This is a genomic window from Pseudomonas viridiflava (genome assembly GCF_900184295.1).
GTDB lineage: Bacteria > Pseudomonadota > Gammaproteobacteria > Pseudomonadales > Pseudomonadaceae > Aquipseudomonas > Aquipseudomonas viridiflava.
The window spans coordinates 3,342,620-3,366,496 of record NZ_LT855380.1 but is presented as its reverse complement, the minus strand read 5'-3'; the positions used below and the strand labels follow the sequence as shown (position 1 = coordinate 3,366,496).

The following is a 23,877-nucleotide window of genomic DNA, read 5'->3' as shown; positions in this document are numbered from 1 at the left end:
TGAGTCATTGCCGGGATTATCCGCCGGTTGCGGGGCTGGTTGCCAAGGCAAATGTGGCGTGGGTGCTTTTCTGGCGTTCGATCACCAGTCCGGCAGTGCCATCACCCAATTGCGCCGCAAGGGCCAGCGCCGAACCTTCGGCGACGCCGTGACAGCCGGTGTGTTGCAGCACATTCGCCGAGCGATGGGTGAGGTGAAGATCCCAGTACACCAATTGCGCCGCGTTGAAGAACACCAGTGGCACGGCCAGTTGCCGCGCCAGCGCCAGCAGGCCGGGCTCTTCGCTTTTCAGGTCGATGGAGGCCAGCGCGGTGATGTCGCTCATGTCGAGTCCATGCGCATCGAGGTGGCGCTCCAGCAGTTCATGCAACTGCAGGGCAGAGCAACCGCGCCGACACCCCAGGCCCGCGACAATGACTGAAGCGGGCAGGGCGTTCGTCTGCTCAGGCCGGGTACGGTTCGGCATGCTGCAGATCGGCGTTGTTGCGGCGGAACAGCCAGGCGCTGATCAGGCCCAATGCTACCCAGAACACGGCATTGGTCAGCAGCGAAGCGATGATGAACTGCGATTCAAGTGCTTCAGGCGCGAGACTTTCATGAACCAGCGGCTGCGGTGCGCCAATCACATGAGGCGCAACCAGAATGGCAACGCCCAGCACTTTGAGCAGCAGGTTCTGACCGAAGATCAGCAGCGCGAGGCCAGCAGCGGTAGAGGCCGCGGTGCCAATCCACCAGAACTGACGCTGACCGAGTTCGGCCGCTGCGGTGCCCGGCAGTTCCGGTGGCAGGCCCAGGGTCGGAGCCAGCACGAAGACGGCGAAACCGGCCAGTCCCCATCCGGCGCCCTGAAGCGGGCTGCCCGGTGCGCGCAAGGTGTAAAGCCCGGCTAGCATCAGCGCAAAACCAACCGCGACCACCAGATTGCCACCGGTAGTAGACAGCACGCGCTGCCAGCCGTTTTCCGGTTCCCAGGCGGCTTCGTCATGTTCGTGACTGTGCTCGGCCGCAACGCCGCCAGCCTGTTCATGCACATGTTCGGCGGGTGCGTTTTCGTAGGTCTCGGCCTGTTGGATCAACGGGACGACCCATAAGCTTTGCAACAGGGTCAGCAGCAGCGCTGCGAGCAGGCCGGTGAAGCCTGCGGTGGAGGCGATTCGCTTGAACATTGTGTTGTCCTCAATGACAAGGGAAGGCGGCGCTGTGGCGGGTGTCGTGTGCCGCGTTGTGCACGGCGGCGATGTGCGAGAACCCGGCAAAGTACACCAGGCACGCGCCCAGCAGAGCGGCACTGATGGCGGCGGTGAGACGTTGCGTGCGGGTGGAGCTGGCTGCGGCCGAATGGCTGCTGCTGATGGTCGTCATGGCGTTCCCTCTGGAGACGTTGGGCGAAAGCGGGCCATGCGCACAGATACCCGCTGACGAACGTCAGAGGTTTCAATGGCGCCCGCCCACCGCGGGTGTGTCATTTACAAACGTAGCGGGCCGGTCTCCGGGCTCGCGAGGGGACGTGACAGCACTGTCCGTCCTTCAAAGTCACCTTCCCATGCCTGAGCACAGTGGATCTGACTTCCTCTCGCTTACCGTTGCGGGGGCAGCACCGGACTTGCTCAGCGATCTGAGCGCACCGGTTTCCCGTTTCACCCCGTGAGGGGCACCCGTAACAAGGTGCACAGGAGACCACGCGTGGCGGGGGATCGTCAATCTCAGCGATTGACCTGCCAGCGGTCACTGCGTAGCCTTGCCGGTTCGAGGTTCTTCGCTTGCAGCCCAGTGCGCAAGCGCAGCTAAGACGGGAATGCGGTCAATGCCGCAGCTGCCCCCGCAACTGTAAACGGTCATGTTCATCGCACAGCCACTGCCCAGGCGGGAAGGCGCGATGAGCGCGCGTTGGCAAGGCCCGAAAGCCTGCAATGCGCTGCCGTAAGCCAGGAGACCTGCCTCGAACCGGGCCAAGGCCTGCGAATTCTCACTACAACCGGGCGGGGTGATCCGGTGGCGATCTGATCCGCGTGCGTCGCACGTGGCTCTCGTCCTGTTTGCCCGCCGCATTGCCACAAGGGCATCTGATGAAAACACTGGCCAAGCTTCCCGTCACCATCGTCACCGGCTTCCTGGGCTCGGGCAAGACCACCCTGTTGCGGCACATGCTCGATAACGCCGAAGGGCGTCGCATTGCCGTGATCGTCAACGAATTCGGCGAGCTGGGTATCGACGGCGAAATCCTCAAGCAGTGCACCATCGGTTGTACCGAAGAGGAAGCCAACGGTCGTGTCTACGAGCTGGCCAACGGCTGCCTTTGCTGTACCGTTCAGGAAGAATTCTTCCCGGTGATGCGCGAGCTGGTTGCCCGTCGCGGCGATCTGGATCACATCCTGATCGAAACCAGCGGTCTGGCACTGCCAAAGCCCTTGGTTCAAGCCTTCCAGTGGCCGGAAATCCGCAACGCCTGCACGGTCGACGCGGTCATTACTGTCGTCGACAGCCCGGCAGTACTGGCGGGTACTTTTGCGGCCTTCCCGGATCAGGTCGATGCCCAGCGCAAGCTGGACCCGAACCTGGACCACGAGTCGCCGCTGCATGAGCTGTTCGCCGATCAACTGGCCAGTGCCGATCTGGTGATCCTCAACAAGGCCGACATGATCGACGCTGACGGTCTGGCCAGGGTTCGCGCCGAAGTCGCCGAAGAGTTGCCGCCTGCCGTCAAGGTGATCGAGGCCAGCAGTGGCCGTCTGCCGATCAGCGTCTTGCTGGGTGTCGGTGCCGAATCCGAAGTCCACATCGACGGTCGCAAGACGCACCATGACCATCACGACGGTGAAGACGATGATCACGATCACGACGCCTTCGATTCGATCTCCATCAAGCTGCCACAGGCCGATGAAGCAGTATTGCTCAAGGCGCTGACCCAACTGGTCGTGCAGCACGGCATCCTGCGGGTCAAAGGCTTCGCGGCGATTCCCGGCAAGCCGATGCGCCTGCTGATCCAGGGCGTGGGCACACGTTTCGACAAGCATTTCGACCGTGCCTGGCGCACCGACGAAGAGCGCCTGACCAATCTGGTGCTGATCGGCCAGGAACTGGACGCCGCCGCGCTGGAAGCTCAACTCAACGCTGCGATCGCAGGCTGACCCATGCACCTGCTGAGAACCCAGCCCGGCGGTTTTGTACCCGACGACAGCATCGCTGACCTGGGGCAGACCCCGGCCGATCTGGTGATTCTCTGCAGCGGCGATTCGAGCCTCGCGCTGCTCGCCGAAGCGGCCCGGCAGTTGCCGGAGGACTACCCCAGCCTGCGTCTGGCCAACCCGATGCAGGTGCAGAATCACGCGTCGGTCGACCTGTACGTCGACGACGTGCTGCGCTACGCCAAGGTCATCCTGCTGTCGTTGCATGGCGGCATCGGCTACTGGCGCTACGGCGTCGAGCGGTTGATGGAGCTGGCCGCGCAGGGCGTCACGGTGATTATGGTGCCGGGGTGTGACCGGCATGATCCGGAGCTGATCGACCTGAGCACCGTTGCAGCAACCGACTGCAACCGCCTTTGGCAGTTCCTGCGTCAGGGCGGTCTGCAGAATGCGCTGGATCTTTATAGCTGCATCGCCAGCACGTGGCTGGCGCGCGATTATTCATGGGCCGAACCCCAGCCGCTGCCACGCACCGCTATTTATCATCCGAAGCGGGCAACTGCCGGATTGGCTGACTGGCGGGCTGACTGGCGCAACGATCAGCCTGTTGCAGCGCTGCTGTTCTATCGTTCGCACCTGCAGGCCGCCAACACCGGGTTCATCGACGAGTTCTGCGAGCGACTGCAGGCGCAGGGCCTCAACCCTTTGCCGATCGCCGTCGCCAGCCTAAAGGAGGCTGGCTGCTTCACGCAGGTAGAAGACTGGCTGGATGAGGCCGGCGTCGAGCTGATCCTCAACACCACCGGCTTTGCCCAGTCGAGCCCGGAAGCGCCGCATTTGCGACCGTTTCGGCGCGATGTTCCGGTGATCCAGGCCATTTGTGCGCAAGACAACGAGCCTGCCTGGAGTGCCAGCGCACAAGGCCTGGGTGCCCGCGATCTGGCAATGCACATCGCCTTGCCGGAACTGGACGGACGCATCATCAGTCGCCCCATCAGTTTCAAGGACCTGGCATGGCGCAGCGAGCGCAGTCAGTCCGATGTGGTCTGCTATCGGGCGCATCCCGAGCGCATGGACTTCGTTGCCCAACTGGCACGACGCTGGATTCTGCTGGCGCGCCTGCCCAACGCCGACAAGCGTGTGGCGCTGATTCTCGCCAACTACCCGACCCGCGATGGCCGAATCGGCAACGGCGTCGGGCTGGACACGCCCGCCGCCGCGCTGAATATCCTGCGCGCCATGCAGGCCGAGGGCTATCCGCTGGCCGGGCTGCCTGACAGCGGCACCGAACTCATTCATCAATTGCTCGGCGGCGTGACCAACGATCTGGACAGCATCGACCAGCGTCCATGTCAGCAGAGCATGGCGCTGGATGAGTACCTCGAAGCCTTCAATGCTTTGCCGCAGGCCAACCGTGACGCGGTGAACGCCCGCTGGGGCGCGCCGGATGCCGATCCCATGTTTCGCAGTGGCCGGATGATGATCGCAGGCCTGCGCTTTGGTCTGACCTTCGTCGGCATCCAGCCGGCCCGTGGCTATCAGGTCGATCCGAGTGCGGTCTATCACGACCCGGATCTGGTGCCGCCGCATGGCTACCTCGCGTTCTACTTCTGGCTGCGCAAGGCCTACGGCGCACACGCAGTGGTGCACGTCGGCAAGCACGGCAATCTGGAGTGGCTGCCCGGCAAGGGCGTCGGCCTGTCCGAGAATTGCTGGCCGGATGCTGTGCTGGGCCCGATGCCGAACATCTATCCGTTCATCGTCAACGATCCGGGCGAGGGTGCACAGGCCAAGCGTCGTACGCAGGCCGTGATTATCGACCATTTGATGCCGCCGCTGACCCGCGCCGAAACCTATGGCCCGTTGCGCAATCTGGAGCTGCTGGCGGACGAGTATTACGAAGCGCAGCTGCTTGATCCTCGCCGCGCCCGCGAGCTGCAGCGTGACATTCTGAATCTGGTTCGCGAAACGCAGATCGACCGTGAGCTGGCGCTGGACGAGACGACCGACAGCGACGCCGACGCAGCAATCTGGCTGCCGCGTCTGGACACCTATCTCTGTGATTTGAAGGAGTCGCAGATCCGCGATGGCCTGCATATCTTTGGTCAGTCACCTGAAGGACGTTTACGCACCGACACGCTGCTGGCCCTGTTGCGTATTCCCCGTGGCGATGGCCGTGGTGCTCAGTCGAGTCTGTTGCGGGCCTTGAGCAAGGCATTCGATCTGGGCTTCGACCCACTGGACTGCGAACTTGCCGAACCCTGGCAAGGGCCGCGTCCGACCGGGTTGCTGGGCTTGAGCACTGACCCGTGGCGCACGGCTGGCGACGCGCGTGAGCGCCTTGAGCTTTACGCAGCTGCCCTTATCGGGCGCATCTGCGACGGTCAGGACGTGACGGATTTGCCGGAGCATGCCGACCTGGCACTGATCCTCGACAGCCTGCGGGAAGTGGTCGCCCCACGCCTCGATGCCTGTGGCCCCGGAGAAATGCAGGGCATGCTGGATGCACTGAGCGGCCGCTTCGTGCCTGCCGGGCCCAGCGGTGCACCCAGTCGCGGGCGGCTGGATGTATTGCCGACCGGGCGCAATTTCTTCAGCGTCGACGTGCGTAACCTGCCGACCACCACGGCGTGGCGCATCGGTTTTCAGTCGGCCAACCTGCTGTTGGAGCGTCATCTTCAGGATCACGGCGATCACTTGCGGCAGCTGGGTCTTTCGGTCTGGGGTACGGCGACCATGCGCACTGGCGGCGACGACATTGCGCAAGCCATGGCGCTGATGGGCGTGCGTCCGGTCTGGGCAACGGGTAGCCAGCGTGTCGATGATTTCGAGATTCTGCCGATCAGTCTGCTGGATCGTCCGCGCGTGGACGTGACGCTGAGGGTTTCGGGGTTCTTCCGCGATGCCTTCGCCAACCTGATTCGTCTGTTCGACGCTGCCGTGCAGGCTGTTGCGGCGCTGGACGAGCCGGATGATCTGAACCCGATTGCCGCCCGGGTACGTGAAGAACGAGCGAGTTTCATCGCTGAAGGTCTGAGCGAGGACGAAGCGGCACGTCAGGCTGGGTGGCGGATCTTCGGTGCCAAGCCCGGCGCTTATGGCGCGGGCGTTCAGGGCGCCATCGATGGGCGCTTGTGGCAAAGCCGCGAGGATCTGGCCGAGGTTTATCTGAATTGGGGCGGTTATGCCTATGGCGGCTCCGACGAGGGTACGCCCGCCCGGCAGCGCTTCGCTCAGCGCCTGTCTCAGGTGCAGGCGGTGGTACAGAATCAGGACAACCGCGAGCACGATCTGCTCGATTCCAACGATTACTACCAGTTCCAGGGTGGCATGCTGGCCGCCGCCGAAACCCTCAGCGGCGTGAAAACGGCCAGTTATCACGGCGATCACAGCCAACCGGACCTGCCGAAGATCCGTACGTTGAAGGAAGAGCTGAACCGCGTGATCCGTTCGCGGGCGGCCAATCCGAAGTGGATCGACGGCGTCAAACGTCACGGCTATAAAGGCGCGTTCGAAATGGCCGCGACGGTGGACTTCCTGTTCGCTTTCGATGCGACGACCGAGCTGATCGATGATCACCAGTACGCACTGTTGGCCGATGCCTACCTGCTTGATCCGTCGACTCGTGAATTCATTGAACAGCACAACCCCGATGCCCTGCGCGACATGACCGAGCGCATGCTTGAAGCGCAGCAACGTGGCCTCTGGCAGGAACCGGGCGATTATCAGCAAGCCCTGGAAGACCTGCTGCTGGATATAGAAGAGAAGTGATGACCTTGTCTGACTCAAGCCTTGCCAATACGCCACATTTTCCACTGGCCGCCGTCGTGGGCGCCGATGAACTGAAGCTGGCGCTGTGCCTGACCGCGATTGATCCGCGCATCGGTGGCGTCTTGATCGAAGGTCCGCGAGGCATGGCCAAATCGACCCTGGCGCGCGGACTGGCGGACCTGCTCGCCAGCGGGCAGTTCGTGACCCTGCCATTGGGCGCGACCGAAGAACGGCTGGTCGGCACGCTGGACCTGGATGCCGCGCTGTCCGAAAGCCGTGCGCGTTTCTCGCCCGGCGTACTGGCCAAGGCTGACGGCGGCGTGCTGTATGTCGATGAGGTCAACCTGCTGGCCGATCATCTGGTCGATCTGCTGCTGGATGTCGCTGCCAGCGGCGTCAACCTGGTGGAGCGTGATGGCATTTCCCATCGTCATGCCGCCCGTTTCGTGTTGATCGGCACCATGAACCCGGAAGAGGGCGAACTGCGTCCGCAACTGCTGGACCGTTTCGGCCTCAACGTCGCTCTGAGCGGACAGACGCTGCCTGCCGAGCGCAGCCAGATCATCCGCAGACGTCTGGATTTCGATGCCGATCCGCATGCTTTCGGCGCTCAGTGGCAACCCGAGCAGGATGCATTGAAACAGCGTTGCGAGCAGGCCCGTTCGCGGCTGGCCGGTATCGAACTGGATGACGCGTCGTTGGCATTGATCACCGAACGCTGTTTCGCAGCAGGCGTTGACGGCATGCGTGCCGATCTGGTCTGGCTGCGCGCCGCACGGGCACATGCGGCCTGGCGCGGCGTCGCACAGATTGAAGAGCAGGACATTGATGCCGTGGCCGAGTTTGCACTGCGCCACCGCCGTCGCGAACAGTCGCAGCCTCCACCACCGCAATCGCCGGAGACGCCGCCTTCAGGTTCCTCCGAAAATCAGGACACTCAAGGCGGGCAGGGCAGTTGGGGTGAGCTGCCGGCCCAGGCAGTGCCTACCGGCTCACGTCGCGAAGTGCCGAGCTGGCCAAAAAAGCCTTAGGCATCCGCCCCAAGCACTCCAAGGGGGCGGATGCCATTCCCCGGCCGGGTCGACTTGCTTTGGGGAGGACAGGCGCATCAAGAGCAGGTTCGGACGGCCCGGTGCAATGGCTGCCTACCCTGATGAAAGGTCGTCCGAAAAAGACTGGCGATCTGGTTCGCCAGCCGCTTAGCAGTCGCCCCAGTGAGCTGTTGCTGGTGATTGTCGATGCGTCTGCGTCGACGAAGCGGCATCAGGCGCTCAGCCAAGCCAAGGGCGTGCTGTCTCAGGTATTTGACGATGCCTATCGCAGCCGCACCCGTCTGGCCTTGCTCACGGCCAGTGGCCACGCGCCGAGCTGGCAGCATCAGGGTTTGAAAGCATCGTCAGCGCTGACTCCCTGGCTTGATGCGCTGGGGGCGGGGGGCGGAACGCCACTGCCAAAAGCTTTGGAAGAAGCCCGGCTCTGGCTGACGAAACGCAGCAAGCGCTATCCGTCTGAACAGCAACGGGTGCTGGTGCTGACCGATGGCAGGCTCAAGCAACTGCCTGCTCTGTTGGCCTTCGAGTGCGCGAGTCTGTTGATCGATATGGAAAAAGGCCCGATCCGGGTGGGAAGAGCGCGGGAACTGGCGCGCGGCCTGGGGGCGGAGTATCGGCATATTGATGAGCTTGGCTCAGTCGACTGACATCCTGAGGTGATTCAAGTGAAGCGCTCTGCTCACTGAGTCAGTGTCATTTGTGGCGCGGAGCGCCATGGTGTGCCTGCCCATGCGGAGCACTCATCGCTCCCACTCTGCGCTCATCGTTATACACAAGTCATCTGGCTATCCGGTGAGACAGCGGCCCTGCCGTGCTTTTTTACGCGATAGTGCGGACACCGCCGATTGCGACGTGGGTGAAGGCTGAGTTCTGGCGCTGATTCGGGGGGCAATCGGCATGGATGCCGATTGAGCTGCACTGGGCCATGGATGGCCCATTTGCAGCGACCCCCGAATCAGTGTCAGGACGAAGGAACCCCGGCGAAGCCGGGGCCGGAACCGGAGCGAAGGACTTTGGCTACTTTGGTCCCTCAAAGTAGCGCGCCGTAAGGGCGCAAAGGTGATCTGAGCCATGCGCTCGGCTTACTGAGTCCGCAATCTGTGCCATTTGTGACGCGGAGCGTCACGGGAGGCATGCCCACGCGGAGCGATGGGCACGATCAGTGTCGAGGCAGACTTGTGCATAACGATGAGCGCAGAGCGGTGGGCGCGATCGCTGTCGAGCGCAGCTCGACAGGCCCGATCAAGCAGCGACTCAGGCTGGCATGGTCCAGGGCTTGAGGTCGTACCCTTCGTTACTGATTTCAGCGCGGGCCTGCTCCAGGGCGCTGGCCAGCTGCTGCTTGTCCGAATAGGTGCTGCTCGGAATCTGCTTGCGGCCAATGCGGGTGCTGGTGCGGTCGATAACGGTCAGGCTCAGTTCGCCGTTCCCGTCCTGTGGTGCCCAGGCAACACACTGGAAGGGTTCAAAAGCGTGTCCAGCGATCAGAAGTGCATCGTTGAAGCGCAGTGGGGCGTTCATGGTCAATTCCTCAAAGTGCCCATATCAATTCAGTCACGTCGGCGGGCTTACCGTCCGGCTGGTTACTTGTGTTGATGAACGGGAGGGGCATATGAGTCACACACATTTTTGAAATTTTTTTAATTCCGTTACGGATCACAGTCGTTAAAACAGCGTTACAGCACTAATGACATTTGGTTATTGCCATTAGATGCAAACGGTACAAGGCAGTGTCAAATATTTGCTAATGTAAGGATCGGGCTCGCCAACATACTGTTTATAAAACATTTTTCATAACCTTAATTTGACGCCGGGCGCCAAGGAACCTCTATGCATGAATCGGCCCCAACGCGACGTCTGTTAATTGTTGACCCCTGTGATGATTGTCATCAATTGATCCCTGTCCTGCACGCTGCCGGATGGGCGGTGGACAGCAGTACGCTCGAGTCGGCGCTCAATCTCAGCTGCGATGTCGGTTTGATCCGCCTGATGCCTGACCATTTCGAGCATCCCGAGATGGTCAAGGAACTCATTACTCGCACCAATACCCAATGGATCGCGGTGCTGGCGCCGGATGACCTGCGGCGGGAAAAGATCGGGGATTTCGTCTGCGAGTGGTTTTTCGATTTCCATACCCTGCCGTTCGATGTCGCCCGCATGCAGGTCACGCTGGGTCGTGCCTATGGCATGGCTCGGCTGCGGGCGCAGGGTGCGGCCCAGACGTCCAGCAGCGAACACGAGATGCTGGGCGAGAGCAGACCGATTCGCGAGTTGCGGCGGCTGCTTGGCAAGCTGGCACCGACGGAGTCGCCTGTCATGATTCGTGGCGAGCGCGGCACGGGCAAGGAACTGGTCGCACGCACGCTGCACGCGCAGTCTCAACGACGTAATAAGCCGTTCGTGGCTGTTAATTGCGGTGCCATCGCCGAACACCTGATTCACGCCGAGCTGTTCGGCTACGAGAAAGGTGCCTTCAACGGCGCTCAGGAACGCAAGGTCGGGCGCATTGAAGCCGCGGACGGCGGCACCCTGTTTCTGGATGAAATCGGCGATCTGCCCCTCGAGACCCAGGCGCACCTGCTGCGCTTTTTACAGGATCGGCAGATCGAGCGTATCGGCAGCAGTGAGCCGATTCCCGTGGATGTCCGGGTGCTGGCCGCCACCCATGTGGACCTCGAGGCGGCCATTCGCAAGAAGCGCTTTCGGGAGGATCTGTATTACCGGCTCAACGTGCTGCAGGTCGGCACCGCTCCGCTGCGTGAGCGACATGGCGATCTGGCGATGCTGGCCAATCACTTTGCGCATTTTTACAGCCAGGAAACCGGCAGGCGCGCCCGCAACTTCAGTCAGGATGCGCTGATTGCCATGGGCAAGCATGACTGGCCGGGCAACGTGCGCGAGCTGGCCAACCGGGTTCGACGCGGTCTGGTCCTGGCCGAAGGTCGGCAGATCGAGGCTGCGGATCTGGGGTTGCTGGGGGAAGAGGACATTGTCAGCAGCATGGGAACGCTGGATGACTATAAGTCCCGTGCAGAACGGCAGGCCTTGTGCGACGTGCTGACCCGCCACAGCGACAACCTCAGCGTGGCGGCCAAGGTCTTAGGGATTTCGCGCCCGACCTTCTACCGCTTGCTGCACAAGCATCAGATCCGGTGAAGTCGATAACAGTCGGCTGACGGCAGCCATGGCCTGGTCATGGCGTTGTTGCCAGTCGCCTTCGATCAATTCGTAGCGTTGCGCATGCTGATCGAGCCATTGCCGACTGGCGCTGAAAAACGCCTGACGCTCTGCCAGTTCCGGCTGGCAGCGTTGCCCGTCACCGATCCATTCGACGCCTTCGGGAGACAGCAGAAGGTGCAGGTCGTAGTGTCTTTTGAGTAATTGCTGCTCGATCCACTGCGGACAATCGCCGAACAGCGTGCGGCTCCAGAGCATGTTGCTCAACAGGTGCGTGTCGAGAATCAGCAGCGCAGGCTTTGTTGCGCGCGCGGCGTCTTCCCGGTCGAGTTGACCCTGAGCGATGGCGGTAATGTCGTCATAGACCGTGTCGCGACCCTGCTCGTCGATGAAGTCACGCACGTACTCATCTACCAGAACACCGCCAAAGCGCTTGTGTATCGCCGCGCAGAGCCAGCTTTTGCCGCTGGACTCCGGGCCGGTCAGGACCAGAACCCTCATCGGGCCAGTGCCAGATCGTTGCGCCATTCACGCCAGCCCTGAACGGCGAGCAGCGTGAACAGTCCGTAAAGCGCTGCGGTCAGGTACAGATCCTTGTAGACGAACAGGCCGACGAAAATCACGTCAAGCACGATCCACAGGGGCCAGCACTGCACGCGCTTTTGTGCCATCCAGACCTGCGCCACCAGGCTGAACCCGGTCAGCGCCGCATCCAGCCAGGGTTGCGCGGCATCGGTGAAGTGGGCCATGCCGGCGCCCAGTGCCAGACTGATGACGACGCCAACGGCCAGCCCCGTGGCAACCGAACCACCTCGCAGCGCCGTGACCGCACGCACCGGCAAACTGCTGCCATGGCGTGTCCATTGCAGCCAGCCGTAGACCTGCAATCCGGCGTAGATCGCCTGCAAAAGCATGTCCGAGTAAAGTTTTACGTCGTAGAAAATCCAGATGTAGATCACCACCATGACCAGGCCGATCGGCCAGCACCACGGGTTTTGCTTGACCGTCAGCCAGACCGCGATCACGCCGATAGCGGCAGCAAATAGTTCAAGCCCGGACATGGCGGCTCCTTGATAGCGGGATGTGCAGGGCCGGGGATTGTAAGCGGTTCCGGGCGCAAGGGGCAGGGTCTGGTGGCAAGCTCACACCACCAGCAGGCGTTACGCCGAAAGGTCTGCTAGCATTCGGCGTTTTTGCAGCGCTTCTTCAAGCTTCGTTCAGCTTCGCAGCGGCATAGTGGCAGGCTTTTTTCATACGACAATACAAACCAGCGAACCTCGGGTATCGCTGTATGGGGGAATGATGGATCTTTGGACCGCTGCTCAGGCGTTGATATTGGGTGTTGTAGAAGGACTGACGGAGTTTTTGCCGATTTCGAGCACGGGTCACCAGATCATTGTTGCGGACTTGATCGACTTCGGCGGCGACCGCGCGGCGGCGTTCAATATCATCATCCAGTTGGGCGCCATTCTGGCGGTGGTCTGGGAGTTCCGGCGCAAGATCCTGGATGTGGTCGTGGGCTTGCCCAAACAGCAGCAGGCTCAGCGTTTCACCCTCAATCTGCTGATCGCGTTCATGCCAGCGGTGATTCTGGGCGTGATCTTCGCCGACCTGATCCACCATTACCTGTTCAACCCCATCACGGTAGCGACTGCTCTGGTCATCGGCGGCGTGATCATGTTGTGGGCCGAGCGCCGCGAGCATGTGGTGCGCGCCGAGACCGTCGACGACATGAAATGGACCGATGCGTTGAAAGTCGGCCTGGTGCAGTGTCTGGCGATGATTCCGGGTACTTCGCGTTCCGGCTCGACCATCATTGGCGGTCTGCTGTTCGGTCTGTCGCGCAAGGCCGCCACCGAGTTTTCGTTCTTTCTGGCCATGCCGACCATGGTGGGCGCTGCGGTGTACTCGGGCTACAAGTACCGTGACATGTTTCGTCCAGACGACGTTGTGGTTTTCGCCATCGGTTTCATCACTTCATTCATTTTCGCGATGATCGCGGTGCGCGGTCTGCTCAAGTTCATCGCCACTCATAGCTATGCCGTGTTTGCCTGGTATCGCATTGCGTTCGGTCTGTTGATTCTGGCGACCTGGCAGTTTGGCTGGATCGACTGGGCGGCAGCCAAGGCATGACGTCAGCCCGCGAGGCCAGACCGCCTGCCCGGCAGCGCAAGGCACCGGTTCAGGCGCTGCGCCTCAAATTGCTGATTCTGGTGGTGTTGTGCGCACTGCCGTTTTACGGGGCGGTAATGCTGTGGATCAGACAAGGTCTGCTGATCCCGGCGATCGTGATCTCGGTGATGAGCCTGCTGTCTTTCGTGTTGTATCGACACGACAAATTGCAGGCTGGCAGAGGCGGGCAGCGCACCCCGGAAAATGTGCTGCACGCCACCGAACTGTTGGGCGGCTGGCCGGGTGCGCTGCTGGCGCAACAAGCGTTTCGGCACAAGACCCGCAAGGTGTCCTTTCAGGTCGTGTTCTGGCTGATCGTGCTGGTGCATCAGGCCTTTTGGATAGACTGGCTGTTTCTGGGGCGGCGCATCTGGCAGTGGGTGCCGTTGCCTTTATAGCTGCTGCCCTCATAGCTTCAGCGCAATCTGCTGGCGCTTGGGCAGCTTGGCGACCACCAGTTGATGTGAACGGGTCAGCAGGTCGCGGATCTCGTCGTCGCTCAGGGCGTGGGGTTCCGGCACGCTGATCCAGTGTGCACGGGCCAGATACGGGGCAGGGCGAACGCCCGGGCGGTCGACGTAGCCCAGAAACAGATCAGGGTGAACCTTGAAGGACAATCCCTGGCCTACGAGGTCCATGACCGCGAACATTTTGTTGCCCGCGATGGAAAACACTCGTATCCCGCCCCATTTGTAGTCTTCCCGCGCGCCTGGCAAGTCCAGGCAGAAAGTCGCGATGTCTTCGGTTCGCATGGTGCGCTCCTTGCCCTTTGTGGCAACCGGTAAGCTGTTCGATAGCCGCACGGATATTTGATCAGCGGATTGTATGACGTCCCGACACTCATTAGTGTTCAGGTTTCGCTTTCTCTGGAGCTTCGAATGTCTGCCGTGCAACTCGCCGATGGCCCGCTGAATTATCTGCTCGAAGGCCCGCAGGACGTGCCTGTGCTGGTGCTCTCCAACTCGCTGGGCACCGACCTGCACATGTGGGACAACCAGATTGCAGCGCTGACCGAACATTTCCGTGTGTTGCGTTACGACACGCGTGGCCATGGGCAGTCGCTGGTCAGCGAAGGCACCTACAGCATCGAACAGAATGGCCGGGATGTGCTGGCCTTGCTGGACGCGCTGAACCTGGACAAGGTGTTTTTCTGCGGGCTTTCCATGGGCGGTCTGATTGGTCAATGGCTGGCAATCAATGCTCCGGAGCGCTTGCAACGCGTGGTGCTGTGCAACACTGCAGCGAAAATCGGCAACCCCGATGTCTGGAACCCGCGTATCGAAACGGTGCTGCGCGACGGCCAGTCGGCGATGGTTGCGTTGCGTGATGCATCGATTTCCCGCTGGTTCACGCCATCTTTTGCGAACGCCGAGCCTGCGACGGTCGACACCATTGTCGGCATGCTGGCGCACACCTCTCCTCAGGGATATGCGGCCAACTGCGCGGCGGTGCGTGATGCGGATTATCGCGAACAGATCGCGTCGATCAAGCTGCCGGTGCTGGTGGTCTGCGGCACCGAAGATGCCGTCACCACGCCTGTTGACGGGCGCTTCATGCTTGAGCGCATCGCGGGGGCACAGATGATCGAGCTTCCGGCCGCTCACCTGTCCAGTGTTGAGGCTGGTGAAGCGTTTACCGGGCCGGTGCTGGCGTTTTTGACTGCGAATCGGTAAGCACTGATACTCGCGCCCTCTGAGCGTGCGAGGTGGCCGGTGTTCGATCTCAATGATCTGTTTTATTTCGTCCAGGTAGTCGAGTGCCGGGGATTTGCGCCTGCGGGGCGCAAACTGGGCATTCCCAAGTCCAAGCTCAGCCGCCGCATCGCAGGGCTTGAAGAACGGCTGGGCGTCAGGCTGATCCAGCGCTCCACGCGCAAGTTCGCCGTGACCGAAAGCGGGCGAGACTACTACGGGCATTGCGTCGCGATGCTGGTCGAGGCCGAGGCGGCGGAAGAAGCCATTCAGCGTTCCAGATCCGAACCTCAGGGCCGAATCTCTCTCAGCTGTCCGCCCGCCATGGGGGCGATGGGCATCAATGAAACCGTAGCCCGATTCATGGCTGCGCATCCCAAGGTGCAGGTGTATATCGAGAGCACCAATCGCCGGGTCGATCCGCTGTCCGAGAACATCGACATCGCCCTGCGCGTGCGCTTTCCGCCACTGGAAGACGAAGGGCTGGTGGTCAAGACGCTGGGCTACAGCGCCCAGCGACTGGTGGCTCACCCGGATCTGGCAGCGCAGATTGGCGTTGATGCCTCGTTCGAGGACCTGGCAAGCCTGCCCACGCTGGACCTGACCTCGGCCACCCCGAATCACCGCTGGTTGCTGGAAAACGGAGCGGGGCAGTATGTGGAAGTGCGTCACTCGCCACGGCTGGTCTGCTCGGACCTGGATGCCATTCTACAAGGTGCCCTGCAGGGTGTCGGCGTGGCGCAACTGCCCGAAATTCTGGTTCGCAGTGCTCTTCAACAGGGGCGCCTCGTTGAACTGTTCGACGCCCATCGGCCCAAGTGTGGCGTGATCCATGCGGCGTTTGCGTCCCGGCGCGGGCTGCTCCCGGCCATCCGGGCGATGCTGGATGCGTTCGAGACCTCGTTCAAGGAACTGACTCATAACCCCGAGTCCCTCTATAGTTCTATAAGTAGAACGAACAATCACATTCAGGGCGACTAATCACGCATTACGAACAGCGATAGGATGCTCCCCACTTGATCGCCCAATGACGATATGACTCGGGAAGCCCTTATGAACATTCTGCACATCGATTCCAGCATTCTTGGTGACCACTCCGCTTCGCGCCAGCTCAGCCGCAGCGTAGTCGAGGCCTACAAGGCCGCACACACTGACAGCGCCGTCACCTATCGCGACCTGGCCAGCGAAGCGCTGGGCCACTTCTCGCCAGCGACCCTCGCCGCCGCAGGTACTCCGGTCGAAGGCCGTGACGCAGCCCAGCAGCAGGAAGTGGCAACCAACGAAGCGACCCTGCAGCAGTTTCTGGATTCGGACGTGGTTGTCATCGGCGCACCGATGTACAACTTCACCATTCCGACCCAGCTGAAGGCCTGGATCGATCGTATCGCGGTGGCAGGCAGAACCTTCCGTTACACCGAAGCCGGTCCTGAGGGTCTGTGCGGCGACAAGAAGGTCATCATTGTTTCGACTTCCGGCGGAATACACGCCGGGCAGCCGAGCAGCGTGGGTCACGAGGATTACCTCAAACTGATGTTCGCGTTTATCGGCGTGACCGACCTGCAATTCGTTCGCGCTGAAGGCCTTGCGTACGGTGAAGAGCCACGCGCCAATGCGCTGACCGCTGCGCAGCAGCACATCGAGCAGAAGCTGTTCGCGGCCTGACAGCGTCCTGTTCCGATCAAACTCCACAGCCCGCACGTTGCGCAGGGCTCTGGAGTTTTTTAATGCCCGCCGTTCAGTGAACAATTGACAGCTTTCTTACAGGTAACGCGACGTACGCGGCAGTACACTGCACGCCTGAACGCTGCATCGGGCCGATTTTTGCGCAGTGGTTGGCAGTTGCAAAAAACAGCGAAGATAGATGGCCCGGCTTATGCACTATTTCTGTAATAAGCACTCTCATTTTATGTAAGAGCGGGGCGCTGGAGCATGAAGCTCGACACAAGCGCATGAATGGACTGTCCGGCACCTGCCGGGACTTACAAAGGTTGGGCCTTGCCATGGTACGTCTTTGTGCAGTGATGCTGATTTGTCTGCTGGATAGCCTGATTTCGGTGCACGTTCAGGCTGACGACTTCGTCACCGATAATGTGCTGCCAGACAGCGAATGGAGCGCGGGCTTTCACGAGCTGAGTTTTATCGATCCGCTGGATTCACAGCCGATGCAGGCCATTGCTTTCTATCCGTCCACCGATCCAGAGCAAGTCAGTAACGTGCAGGGTTATCGAGTGGAGGCCGGTGAAGACGCAGCCATTGCTCTGGGGCGGTTCCCGCTACTGATGCTTTCTCATGGCAACACCGGCACGCCGCTGGCGTTGCACGATCTGGCGACCTCGCTTGCTCGTCAGGGCTTCGTTGTCGTGGCGGTTGTCCATCCCGGCGATAACTACCGAGACCACAGCCGTCTCGGCAGCCTGAGCAATCTTTACGGCAGACCTCTGCAGATTTCAGAGGCCATCAGCGCCGCGCTGACGGACCCCATGCTTGCGCCTTATCTCAGCGCACGTCAGGTGGGTGTGATCGGTTATTCGGCTGGCGGTGAAACCGCACTCATCCTGGCAGGTGCGCAGCCGGACCTGAAACGCCTGCAACAATACTGCACAGAACGACCTACAGACCGCGACGCCTGCAAGACCCAGGGTCAACTGGTGGCAGACCGTGAAGACCTGCATCCGCAGGCTGATCGAAGGGTAGGTGCATTGATGTTGATGGCACCGCTCAGTCTGATGTTTGGCAGGCAGACGCTGGGTGATGTGCATGTTCCGGTGCTGATGTATGCAGGGGACGATGACCAGTTGCTGGCGCTGGACAAGAACGCTGAAGCGCTGGCGCGCAAGTTGCCGCAGGCGCCGGATTACAAGCTGCTCGCTGGGGCAGGGCACTTCGTGTTCATGGCACCCTGCACCGATGACCAGCGGGCAACCATGCCTATGGTCTGCAACGATCGCGAAGGCGTTGACCGGGCAGACATCCACCGCACCCTGAGCGCCGAAGCGGTCAGGTTCTTCACCAGCACGCTGGGCGCGTCAGATTCAGACAATTCCGGGATGCAGACGGCGAATCACCAATAGGTTTCGTTTTGCTCAACGCAAGACAGAGATGCGTCAGGGATTCAATGACCGCAGGTAATCCCCGAATCCGCCTCGCGCCTTGGAGTCCAGCCGGGTGCTGGTGGTAACTCTCGGGCGGCAACTCCAGGCGATGCGTGCACCACAGAGTTCCAGCTGGCGAACCAGATGCACGTCTTCGTGGCACGCCAGTGCGGGGAATCCACCTGCACGCAGGTAGGCCATCGAACTGACGCCGAGGTTGGCGCCGTGGATGTGGCGATGCCCGTCGCGGTGCTGGTAGTGCGCGTTGTAAGCGGTCTGTGCCGCAACAGAAACTCCCTGATCCCAAGAGCCGGGCGTCACTGTGCCACAGACCGCGTCTGCATCCAGTGCCAGCTGTTCGGCGAGCCAGTCACAGGCCACGCTGCTGTCGCCATCGGTACAAGCCAGCCAGCGGGCACCTCTGTCGAGCAGAAAGGCGGCACCCTGCGCGCGGGCCTGGCCGACGTTGCGCGCCTGGATGTCGAGGGTCATGACGCCATAGAAACGGGCGATCTCTGCCGATTGATCAGTGCAGCTGTCGAGCACTACCAACACCTCGACCTGTTCGCCGTTCAGGCTCGGGTGCGCCGCAGCCATCAGGACCGTTTCCAGGCACTGGTCCAGCAACCGCTCTTCGTTATGTACCGGAATCAGAACGCCGATCATCCGCAAATTCCCTTCTTGCTACAGATGTGTCATCGCGACTCCAGAGATCCAGCAGGAAATCCTGTTCGTGATGACTGAAAAGTCGGTGCATCGAGAGCCGCTCGTTCAACACGTCGTGGACGCGCTGTGCGTTCAATGGACAATCGTCGATGTCAGGCCGCCAGTGGCAGGCGAGGATCTGGCCGTCCGGCGTGAGCGCTTCCAGCGCGCAGTCGATCCAGCGGTGCAAGTCTTCCAGGTCCAGGTAATACCCCAGTTCGCTGAGCACAATCAGGTCGAACCGGCCTTCCGGCCATTGCTGCGGCAGGCGCGCCTGCACCACGCGAGCGTGGGGGACGTCGATCAGTCGCTCGCGAGCCAGCTCGACCGCGCGCTGCGAGGTATCACAGCACAATAGCGCATCGCAGCGTGTGGCCAGCCCGGCGCTGAGTTCGCCATTGGCACAACCGGGTTCAAAGACAGCGGCGTAGTGTTCGTTGGGCAGCGCAGCCAGGCAAAGCGCCCGCTTGCGTCGCTCGTACCAGCGCTGCTTGAACGCCCACGGATCGCTGTCGTTGCGAAAAAGCTCGTCGAAATAGCTATCGGCCACGCTCATGTGAAAACCACTTCAAAAGGTTGCAGCAAACGCTCCAATACGCTGTTCGGCAATACCGGCAACAAACCGATGCCGGGGTCGCCCTGCAACTGGCTGGCAAAGGCATGGGCAGCGTCATGCTTGCGAGCGATGGTTTGCGGGTCCAGCAGCACCTTGCGCGCCCGATCCCACGGCAGACGTTCGTCTTCCGGGTCGGCCCAATGCCAGGCCCAGATCGGGATTTCATGCAGCTGCGCGCCAGTGGTCATACAGGCACGTGCGGCGGCGCGGCCAACCGCCTCATGATCCCCGTGCCCGTCTTTCGACCATGTGGCGAATACCACATCGGTGGGGCAAAGGTGCTGTTCGAGAAGCGCCACCAGACGGTCCTCATCGCTGGCGACGTCGCCGTCCTGAAACCCGCCACGAATCCACTCCAGTCGGTCCTGTGGGATCTCCAGACGCTCGAGCGCCTCGGCGCTTTCCTGTGGCCGGATCGCGCTCAGACGCTGCACAGGCCATAACGGCGAGCCAGGGTGGCTCGCGGTGCCGTCAGTCACCGAAATCAGCAGCAGCGTGCGCTCCAGTTGCGCCAGTTGCCGCATCAGGCCGCCGCAGCCCAGCACTTCATCGTCAGGGTGGGGCGCAATGATGACCGCCCTGCAGTTGGGCGGCACCAGCAGGTCAGCCGTGATTGCCGCCAGCGCACCCAGTTTCTTCGAGGCGTTCCAGGCTTCCAGCGGCGTGCCGCGCCCCGAATCGTCCTCACTGACAACGAAACCTTCACCCATGATCGACAGCCTGTTTGAGCAGCGACCAGGTACTGGCAGCCGGGAGATGAGTACGGACCAGTTCGCCAAGCGCGGCGAGGTCCCGTTCGGCATGGCTCTGGCGCAGGAACACCGGAAGATCGGCGCTCAGGCGAGCAAAGTGCGCATCCTTGCAGTAAGGGCCTGCACCCAATGCACGACCTGCGTGCTGAATGACCTGCTCGGCGCACTGTTCGACGACTGCGCGACAGCGCCTGGCAAGTAACTGAGCGTCGCCAAGCGGCGTGCTATCGATCTCGACAGCCGCTGCCTGCAATACGCTGGATGCACCATGAAGCGCTGTATCCACTGCGCCCAGATGCGCCAGCGCATGGGGATCGTCGCGCTTGCCTGGCTGTTGCAGCAATCGTTGTGCGATGGACCGAGAGGCGCCATACCAGCAGGCCGCGATACCAATGCCGCCTTGCCAGAAGCCTGCTCTGTTCAGGTAGTCGCCGGGAGTGCCGACCAGGTATCCGGTGGCCTGTTCGAACAGCACGTCGACACTGCCGGTCGCGCCCATGCCGACGGCGCGCCAACCGTCGGTGCCGATTGTCACGCCCGGCTGGTCCAGCGGCACTGCCACCAGTTGCTGACGCTGATGGTCGTCCCATACGGTGACCAGGGCATGGCTGAGCGCCGAAGCGCCCGAGCACCAGGCCTTGCGTCCATTGAGTCGCAGCGAATCGTCTTCGCCGCTGAGAAGTACCCGGGCTTGCGGCGGCTCGGCCGCCCACATTCCCCAGGTACTGAATTGTTCAGGGGGCGGGGCACCCAGTTCCGCCATGATTGCCATGGCGTCCGTGTGCCCCTCGTACAACTTGCATAACCCCAGATCATGGCCTGCAACGCAGGCCAGTGCCTGCCAGCGCTCAAGCGTCTGGCCGCTGGCAGGCTGGGGGATCCGGTCGAGCCCTTCGTTGACCATTGCCTGCAAGCACTCGCCCAGCGCACGCGTATCGGCATAGCCGTGCCTGCGCCAGTCGAGAAACTCACTCAAGGCTTGGGTCATTGCTGATCTTCACGCTTGAGTTCGAACAGCAACAGCGAGCGAGGGGTAACGGTGTATTCAGTGCCGAAACTGAATTGCTCCTTGCTGCGTGCGTCGTCCTGATTGGTATCGATGAGGCAGGTGTAGTGCGTGCCTTCCGGTACTTCCGGCAGGGTGAAGTTGACGCCATCATGGTGCGCGTTGACCACCAGCAACAGCGTGGCATCTGCGCCCGGACGGCGAATACCGGTTTCCTGTGCGCGGCCATCCATCAACATGCCCAGGCAACGGCCATTGCTGTCGTGCCATTGATCCACAGTCATCTCGTTCCCGTCCGGCGAAAGCCAGGTCACGTCCTTGACGCCGATTTCCTCGTTGTAATCGCCCACCAGGAAGCGGCTACGACGCAGGATCGGGTAGCTCTGACGCAGTTTGATCACGCGGGTGACGAACTTGAGCAGTGCTTCGCCGTCGCCATCCAGATCCCAGTTCACCCAGCCAATTTCGCTGTCCTGGCAGTAGGCGTTGTTGTTGCCGTGCTGGGTACGGGCAAACTCGTCACCGGCGACAATCATCGGCGTGCCCTGAGCAAGCAGCAGCGTGGCGAAGAAGTTGCGCATCTGACGCAGACGCAGCGCGTTGATTTCCGGGTCTTCGGTCGGACCTTCGACGCCATGGTTCCAGGACAGGTTGTTGTTGCTGCCGTCCTGGTTGTTTTCGTCGTTGGCCTCGTTGTGCTTGTCGTTGTACGACACGAGGTCGTGCAACGTGAAGCCGTCATGCGCGGTGATGAAGTTCACCGACGCCTGAGGGCGACGACCGCGCTGGTTGAACATGTTCCCGGAGGCTGTCATGCGTGCAGCGAAGTCGGCCAATTGGCCTTCATCGCCTTTCCAGAAGGCGCGTACGGTGTCGCGGAACTTGTCGTTCCATTCCATCCAGCCCGGCGGGAAGCCGCCGACCTGATAACCCCCGGGGCCACAGTCCCATGGCTCGGCAATCAGCTTGACCTGACGCAGGACCGGATCCTGACGGCAGGCAACCAGGAAACTGTGACGCTCGTCGAAGCCATCGTGGTAGCGACCCAGAATGGTTGCCAGGTCGAAGCGGAAGCCGTCGACATGCATTTCCGAAGCCCAGTAGCGCAGGGAGTCGGTGACCATCTGCAGGACGCACGGGTGGCTAAGATCCAGCGTGTTGCCGGTGCCGGAATCGTTGATGTAGTAGCGCTTGTCATCCGGCATCAGGCGATAGTACGACGCGTTGTCGATACCGCGCATGGACAGGGTAGGGCCCAGCTCGTTGCCTTCGGCGGTGTGGTTGTAGACCACATCCAGAATCACTTCGAGCCCGGCATGGTGCATGTGCGCAACCATTTCCTTGAACTCGGCGATCTTGCCGTGTGCCAGGTAACGTGGATCAGGGGCGAAAAACGCAATGCTGTTATAGCCCCAGTAGTTGGTCATGCCCTTTTGCAGCAAGTGCTGGTCATTGACGAACGCATGGATCGGCAGCAGCTCGACCGACGTCACGCCCAGTTTGCGGATGTGATCGACCACGTCGGCTGATCCCAGGCCCGCGAACGTACCGCGCAGCTCTTCCGGGACCGATGGATGACGCATGGTGAAACCGCGCACGTGGGTCTCGTAGACGATGGTCTTGTCCCATGGGATTCCGACGCGCTGGTCACGGCCCCAGGTGTACGCCGGGTCGATGACTTTGCTCTTGGGCACGAAAGGCGCGCTGTCACGCTCGTCGAAGCTCAGGTCGCCGTCGGGGTGGCCGATGGTGTAGCCGAACAGGGCCTCCGACCATTTCAGCTCGCCGACCAGTTGCTTGGCGTACGGGTCGATCAGCAGCTTGTTGTGGTTGAAGCGGTGGCCATTCTGCGGGTCGTACGGTCCGTATACACGGTAGCCGTAGATCAGGCCCGGGTGAGCATCCGGCAGGTAGCCGTGGTAGATCTCGTCGGTGTATTCCGGAAGCTCGATGCGTTCCAGTTCCACTTCGCCCGAGGCGTCGAACAGGCACAGCTCAACCTTGGTGGCGTTGGCCGAGAAGATCGCGAAGTTGACGCCCAGGCCATCCCAGCTGGCACCGAGCGGGAAGGGAAGTCCTTCACGGATACGTGACGGGGTACTGGCAGGGTTTTCTGGTGTGGCCGAACTTTCATCTGCCGCTGTTGTGGACTTCGTATTCATGGTGCCTTCCTGACGTCGAATGATTTTCTAAGCGGCCGAAACCGTTATCGAAGCCGAGCGGGCTTCAACACTGAAGTTAAAGTTTGGAGTTACCGCAGGCCTCACCGGGAACCGGATGAAGCCTGCGACAATGGACTTGTGTGAAGACAGAAGAGTTTCAAGTATTCGATGGCTTGCGTGGTTTCTTCGGTGCAGGCTTGGCTGGTGCGTCACCCGAAGCGGCCACAGGAGCCGGTTTAGGCTTGGCCGGGGCTTTTGGCTTGGGAGCCGCTGCCGGCTTGGACGCTGCGGGTTTGGCAGCAGGCTTGGCATCGGGTACTGCCTTGGCTACCGGCTTGGCCGGGCCTTTAGCGGGTGCCTTGGCGCTGTCGACTTCCGGCAGTTTGGGCTTGTTGGATTTGCGCGCAGTGCTCTTGTCCGGAGCCAGGGCCTCTGCTTCCGCCAGCTTGCGCGCCATTTCCCAATGGCGTGCATCGTGGCCGGAAGGCTTACCTTCGGACTCCCAGATCTGATAGGCAAATTCACGGATTCTTTTTTCGTCGGCACTCATCTCGAC

General features: G+C 61.4%; 24 protein-coding genes and 2 riboswitches. Of the genes, 11 read left to right on the top strand and 13 right to left on the bottom strand.

Features of this window, described 5'->3' with window-relative positions:
- Window positions 1-16: 16 nt before the first annotated feature.
- From CFBP1590_RS15090 to CFBP1590_RS15080, 3 genes are read right to left on the bottom strand one after another with little or no spacing between them, the layout of a single operon-like run.
- Window positions 17-466, bottom strand: a complete 450-nt coding sequence (locus CFBP1590_RS15090; protein ID WP_029241536.1) for a cobalamin biosynthesis protein — start codon at window positions 464-466, stop codon at window positions 17-19.
- The gene (locus CFBP1590_RS15085) at window positions 444-1,166 is read right to left on the bottom strand and encodes a CbtA family protein (RefSeq protein ID WP_088235408.1); all 723 of its coding nucleotides are present in this window, start codon (window positions 1,164-1,166) and stop codon (window positions 444-446) included. The genes CFBP1590_RS15090 and CFBP1590_RS15085 overlap by 23 nt, the downstream gene beginning before the upstream one ends.
- 10 nt (window positions 1,167-1,176) lie before the next feature.
- A complete protein-coding gene (locus CFBP1590_RS15080) occupies window positions 1,177-1,362 on the bottom strand; it encodes a CbtB domain-containing protein (RefSeq protein WP_025993657.1) in 186 nt (61 codons plus the stop codon).
- Window positions 1,363-1,463: 101 nt separating this feature from the next.
- A riboswitch (cobalamin riboswitch) is annotated at window positions 1,464-1,674 on the bottom strand.
- 58 nt (window positions 1,675-1,732) lie between these two features.
- A riboswitch (cobalamin riboswitch) is annotated at window positions 1,733-1,956 on the top strand.
- A 110-nt stretch (window positions 1,957-2,066) separates the two neighbouring features.
- Here CFBP1590_RS15080 and cobW point away from each other — a divergent pair.
- The 4 genes from cobW to CFBP1590_RS15060 all read left to right on the top strand — a co-directional run bounded on the left by cobW (window position 2,067) and on the right by CFBP1590_RS15060 (window position 8,595).
- Window positions 2,067-3,128, top strand: coding sequence for a cobalamin biosynthesis protein CobW (cobW, locus tag CFBP1590_RS15075; protein ID WP_004886558.1), 1,062 nt, complete (start codon window positions 2,067-2,069; stop codon window positions 3,126-3,128).
- A gap of 3 nt (window positions 3,129-3,131) precedes the next feature.
- Window positions 3,132-6,896, top strand: coding sequence for a cobaltochelatase subunit CobN (gene cobN / locus CFBP1590_RS15070; protein ID WP_088235407.1), 3,765 nt, complete (start codon window positions 3,132-3,134; stop codon window positions 6,894-6,896).
- Entirely contained in the window at window positions 6,896-7,927 is a 1,032-nt protein-coding gene (locus tag CFBP1590_RS15065) for a magnesium chelatase ATPase subunit I (protein WP_088235406.1), read from the top strand. Before cobN ends, CFBP1590_RS15065 begins: the two co-directional genes overlap by 1 nt.
- Before the next feature lie 122 nt (window positions 7,928-8,049).
- Complete coding sequence (locus tag CFBP1590_RS15060; RefSeq protein WP_088236423.1) at window positions 8,050-8,595, top strand: vWA domain-containing protein; 546 nt, start codon at window positions 8,050-8,052, stop codon at window positions 8,593-8,595.
- Between the two features lie 607 nt (window positions 8,596-9,202).
- Here the strand turns inward: CFBP1590_RS15060 and CFBP1590_RS15055 are convergent.
- Window positions 9,203-9,469 (bottom strand): hypothetical protein, encoded by a 267-nt coding sequence (locus CFBP1590_RS15055; protein WP_004879734.1) that lies wholly within the window; start codon window positions 9,467-9,469, stop codon window positions 9,203-9,205.
- A gap of 309 nt (window positions 9,470-9,778) precedes the next feature.
- On the opposite strand from CFBP1590_RS15055, the gene CFBP1590_RS15050 reads away from it, so the two are divergent.
- Window positions 9,779-11,104 carry a sigma-54 dependent transcriptional regulator gene (locus CFBP1590_RS15050; RefSeq protein WP_025993662.1) on the top strand — a complete coding sequence of 442 codons (1,326 nt, stop codon included), beginning with the start codon at window positions 9,779-9,781 and terminating at the stop codon, window positions 11,102-11,104.
- Here CFBP1590_RS15050 and CFBP1590_RS15045 read toward each other — a convergent pair.
- Together CFBP1590_RS15045 and pnuC are read right to left on the bottom strand one after the other, a co-directional pair.
- Window positions 11,048-11,626 (bottom strand): AAA family ATPase, encoded by a 579-nt coding sequence (locus CFBP1590_RS15045; protein ID WP_088235405.1) that lies wholly within the window; start codon window positions 11,624-11,626, stop codon window positions 11,048-11,050. The genes CFBP1590_RS15050 and CFBP1590_RS15045 overlap by 57 nt on opposite strands.
- Window positions 11,623-12,186: a nicotinamide riboside transporter PnuC gene (gene pnuC, locus CFBP1590_RS15040; protein ID WP_088235404.1), complete on the bottom strand. Its 564-nt coding sequence runs from the start codon at window positions 12,184-12,186 to the stop codon at window positions 11,623-11,625. The genes CFBP1590_RS15045 and pnuC overlap by 4 nt, the downstream gene beginning before the upstream one ends.
- A 241-nt stretch (window positions 12,187-12,427) precedes the next feature.
- Here pnuC and CFBP1590_RS15035 point away from each other — a divergent pair, with 241 nt between their 5' ends.
- The gene (locus CFBP1590_RS15035) at window positions 12,428-13,258 is read left to right on the top strand and encodes an undecaprenyl-diphosphate phosphatase (RefSeq protein ID WP_088235403.1); all 831 of its coding nucleotides are present in this window, start codon (window positions 12,428-12,430) and stop codon (window positions 13,256-13,258) included.
- Entirely contained in the window at window positions 13,255-13,695 is a 441-nt protein-coding gene (locus CFBP1590_RS15030) for a DUF1294 domain-containing protein (RefSeq protein WP_029244556.1), read from the top strand. Before CFBP1590_RS15035 ends, CFBP1590_RS15030 begins: the two co-directional genes overlap by 4 nt.
- Before the next feature lie 9 nt (window positions 13,696-13,704).
- Here the strand turns inward: CFBP1590_RS15030 and CFBP1590_RS15025 are convergent, their stop codons facing one another.
- On the bottom strand, window positions 13,705-14,049 hold the full coding sequence (locus tag CFBP1590_RS15025; protein ID WP_004879723.1) for an MmcQ/YjbR family DNA-binding protein: 345 nt from the start codon (window positions 14,047-14,049) through the stop codon (window positions 13,705-13,707).
- 126 nt (window positions 14,050-14,175) lie between these two features.
- On the opposite strand from CFBP1590_RS15025, the gene pcaD reads away from it, so the two are divergent.
- The 4 genes from pcaD (at window position 14,176) to CFBP1590_RS15005 (ending at window position 18,059) form a co-directional block, all read left to right on the top strand.
- A complete protein-coding gene (gene pcaD, locus CFBP1590_RS15020) occupies window positions 14,176-14,970 on the top strand; it encodes a 3-oxoadipate enol-lactonase (RefSeq protein WP_088235402.1) in 795 nt (264 codons plus the stop codon).
- Between the two features lie 39 nt (window positions 14,971-15,009).
- On the top strand, window positions 15,010-15,969 hold the full coding sequence (locus CFBP1590_RS15015) for a LysR substrate-binding domain-containing protein (RefSeq protein ID WP_029244558.1): 960 nt from the start codon (window positions 15,010-15,012) through the stop codon (window positions 15,967-15,969).
- A 72-nt stretch (window positions 15,970-16,041) separates the two neighbouring features.
- Window positions 16,042-16,650 (top strand): FMN-dependent NADH-azoreductase, encoded by a 609-nt coding sequence (locus CFBP1590_RS15010; RefSeq protein ID WP_004879717.1) that lies wholly within the window; start codon window positions 16,042-16,044, stop codon window positions 16,648-16,650.
- A 338-nt stretch (window positions 16,651-16,988) separates the two neighbouring features.
- The gene (locus CFBP1590_RS15005; protein ID WP_088235401.1) at window positions 16,989-18,059 is read left to right on the top strand and encodes an alpha/beta hydrolase family protein; all 1,071 of its coding nucleotides are present in this window, start codon (window positions 16,989-16,991) and stop codon (window positions 18,057-18,059) included.
- Between the two features lie 33 nt (window positions 18,060-18,092).
- Here CFBP1590_RS15005 and CFBP1590_RS15000 read toward each other — a convergent pair whose 3' ends face one another.
- The 6 genes from CFBP1590_RS15000 to CFBP1590_RS14975 form a co-directional block, all read right to left on the bottom strand.
- Window positions 18,093-18,746 carry a glycosyltransferase family 2 protein gene (locus CFBP1590_RS15000; RefSeq protein ID WP_029244560.1) on the bottom strand — a complete coding sequence of 218 codons (654 nt, stop codon included), beginning with the start codon at window positions 18,744-18,746 and terminating at the stop codon, window positions 18,093-18,095.
- Window positions 18,718-19,341 carry an SAM-dependent methyltransferase gene (locus CFBP1590_RS14995; protein WP_088235400.1) on the bottom strand — a complete coding sequence of 208 codons (624 nt, stop codon included), beginning with the start codon at window positions 19,339-19,341 and terminating at the stop codon, window positions 18,718-18,720. The genes CFBP1590_RS15000 and CFBP1590_RS14995 overlap by 29 nt, the downstream gene beginning before the upstream one ends.
- Entirely contained in the window at window positions 19,338-20,111 is a 774-nt protein-coding gene (locus tag CFBP1590_RS14990; RefSeq protein ID WP_088235399.1) for a PIG-L deacetylase family protein, read from the bottom strand. Before CFBP1590_RS14990 ends, CFBP1590_RS14995 begins: the two co-directional genes overlap by 4 nt.
- Window positions 20,104-21,141 (bottom strand): acyl-CoA dehydrogenase family protein, encoded by a 1,038-nt coding sequence (locus tag CFBP1590_RS14985; RefSeq protein WP_088235398.1) that lies wholly within the window; start codon window positions 21,139-21,141, stop codon window positions 20,104-20,106. Before CFBP1590_RS14985 ends, CFBP1590_RS14990 begins: the two co-directional genes overlap by 8 nt.
- Window positions 21,138-23,321, bottom strand: a complete 2,184-nt coding sequence (glgX, locus tag CFBP1590_RS14980) for a glycogen debranching protein GlgX (protein WP_029244564.1) — start codon at window positions 23,319-23,321, stop codon at window positions 21,138-21,140. Before glgX ends, CFBP1590_RS14985 begins: the two co-directional genes overlap by 4 nt.
- A gap of 157 nt (window positions 23,322-23,478) precedes the next feature.
- Entirely contained in the window at window positions 23,479-23,871 is a 393-nt protein-coding gene (locus CFBP1590_RS14975) for a DUF2934 domain-containing protein (RefSeq protein WP_004879703.1), read from the bottom strand.
- Between the last annotated feature and the right edge of the window lie 6 nt (window positions 23,872-23,877).

What these genes read in the sequence shown, in the direction of transcription:
- CFBP1590_RS15090 (WP_029241536.1), bottom strand. Translation starts at nt 466, where the DNA reads ATGCCGAACCGTACCCGGCCTGAGCAGACGAACGCCCTGCCCGCTTCA.
- CFBP1590_RS15085 (WP_088235408.1), bottom strand. Translation starts at nt 1,166, where the DNA reads ATGTTCAAGCGAATCGCCTCCACCGCAGGCTTCACCGGCCTGCTCGCA.
- CFBP1590_RS15080 (WP_025993657.1), bottom strand. Translation starts at nt 1,362, where the DNA reads ATGACGACCATCAGCAGCAGCCATTCGGCCGCAGCCAGCTCCACCCGC.
- cobW (WP_004886558.1), top strand. Translation starts at nt 2,067, where the DNA reads ATGAAAACACTGGCCAAGCTTCCCGTCACCATCGTCACCGGCTTCCTG.
- cobN (WP_088235407.1), top strand. Translation starts at nt 3,132, where the DNA reads ATGCACCTGCTGAGAACCCAGCCCGGCGGTTTTGTACCCGACGACAGC.
- CFBP1590_RS15065 (WP_088235406.1), top strand. Translation starts at nt 6,896, where the DNA reads ATGACCTTGTCTGACTCAAGCCTTGCCAATACGCCACATTTTCCACTG.
- CFBP1590_RS15060 (WP_088236423.1), top strand. Translation starts at nt 8,050, where the DNA reads ATGAAAGGTCGTCCGAAAAAGACTGGCGATCTGGTTCGCCAGCCGCTT.
- CFBP1590_RS15055 (WP_004879734.1), bottom strand. Translation starts at nt 9,469, where the DNA reads ATGAACGCCCCACTGCGCTTCAACGATGCACTTCTGATCGCTGGACAC.
- CFBP1590_RS15050 (WP_025993662.1), top strand. Translation starts at nt 9,779, where the DNA reads ATGCATGAATCGGCCCCAACGCGACGTCTGTTAATTGTTGACCCCTGT.
- CFBP1590_RS15045 (WP_088235405.1), bottom strand. Translation starts at nt 11,626, where the DNA reads ATGAGGGTTCTGGTCCTGACCGGCCCGGAGTCCAGCGGCAAAAGCTGG.
- pnuC (WP_088235404.1), bottom strand. Translation starts at nt 12,186, where the DNA reads ATGTCCGGGCTTGAACTATTTGCTGCCGCTATCGGCGTGATCGCGGTC.
- CFBP1590_RS15035 (WP_088235403.1), top strand. Translation starts at nt 12,428, where the DNA reads ATGGATCTTTGGACCGCTGCTCAGGCGTTGATATTGGGTGTTGTAGAA.
- CFBP1590_RS15030 (WP_029244556.1), top strand. Translation starts at nt 13,255, where the DNA reads ATGACGTCAGCCCGCGAGGCCAGACCGCCTGCCCGGCAGCGCAAGGCA.
- CFBP1590_RS15025 (WP_004879723.1), bottom strand. Translation starts at nt 14,049, where the DNA reads ATGCGAACCGAAGACATCGCGACTTTCTGCCTGGACTTGCCAGGCGCG.
- pcaD (WP_088235402.1), top strand. Translation starts at nt 14,176, where the DNA reads ATGTCTGCCGTGCAACTCGCCGATGGCCCGCTGAATTATCTGCTCGAA.
- CFBP1590_RS15010 (WP_004879717.1), top strand. Translation starts at nt 16,042, where the DNA reads ATGAACATTCTGCACATCGATTCCAGCATTCTTGGTGACCACTCCGCT.
- CFBP1590_RS15005 (WP_088235401.1), top strand. Translation starts at nt 16,989, where the DNA reads ATGGTACGTCTTTGTGCAGTGATGCTGATTTGTCTGCTGGATAGCCTG.
- CFBP1590_RS15000 (WP_029244560.1), bottom strand. Translation starts at nt 18,746, where the DNA reads ATGATCGGCGTTCTGATTCCGGTACATAACGAAGAGCGGTTGCTGGAC.
- CFBP1590_RS14995 (WP_088235400.1), bottom strand. Translation starts at nt 19,341, where the DNA reads ATGAGCGTGGCCGATAGCTATTTCGACGAGCTTTTTCGCAACGACAGC.
- CFBP1590_RS14990 (WP_088235399.1), bottom strand. Translation starts at nt 20,111, where the DNA reads ATGGGTGAAGGTTTCGTTGTCAGTGAGGACGATTCGGGGCGCGGCACG.
- CFBP1590_RS14985 (WP_088235398.1), bottom strand. Translation starts at nt 21,141, where the DNA reads ATGACCCAAGCCTTGAGTGAGTTTCTCGACTGGCGCAGGCACGGCTAT.
- glgX (WP_029244564.1), bottom strand. Translation starts at nt 23,321, where the DNA reads ATGAATACGAAGTCCACAACAGCGGCAGATGAAAGTTCGGCCACACCA.
- CFBP1590_RS14975 (WP_004879703.1), bottom strand. Translation starts at nt 23,871, where the DNA reads ATGAGTGCCGACGAAAAAAGAATCCGTGAATTTGCCTATCAGATCTGG.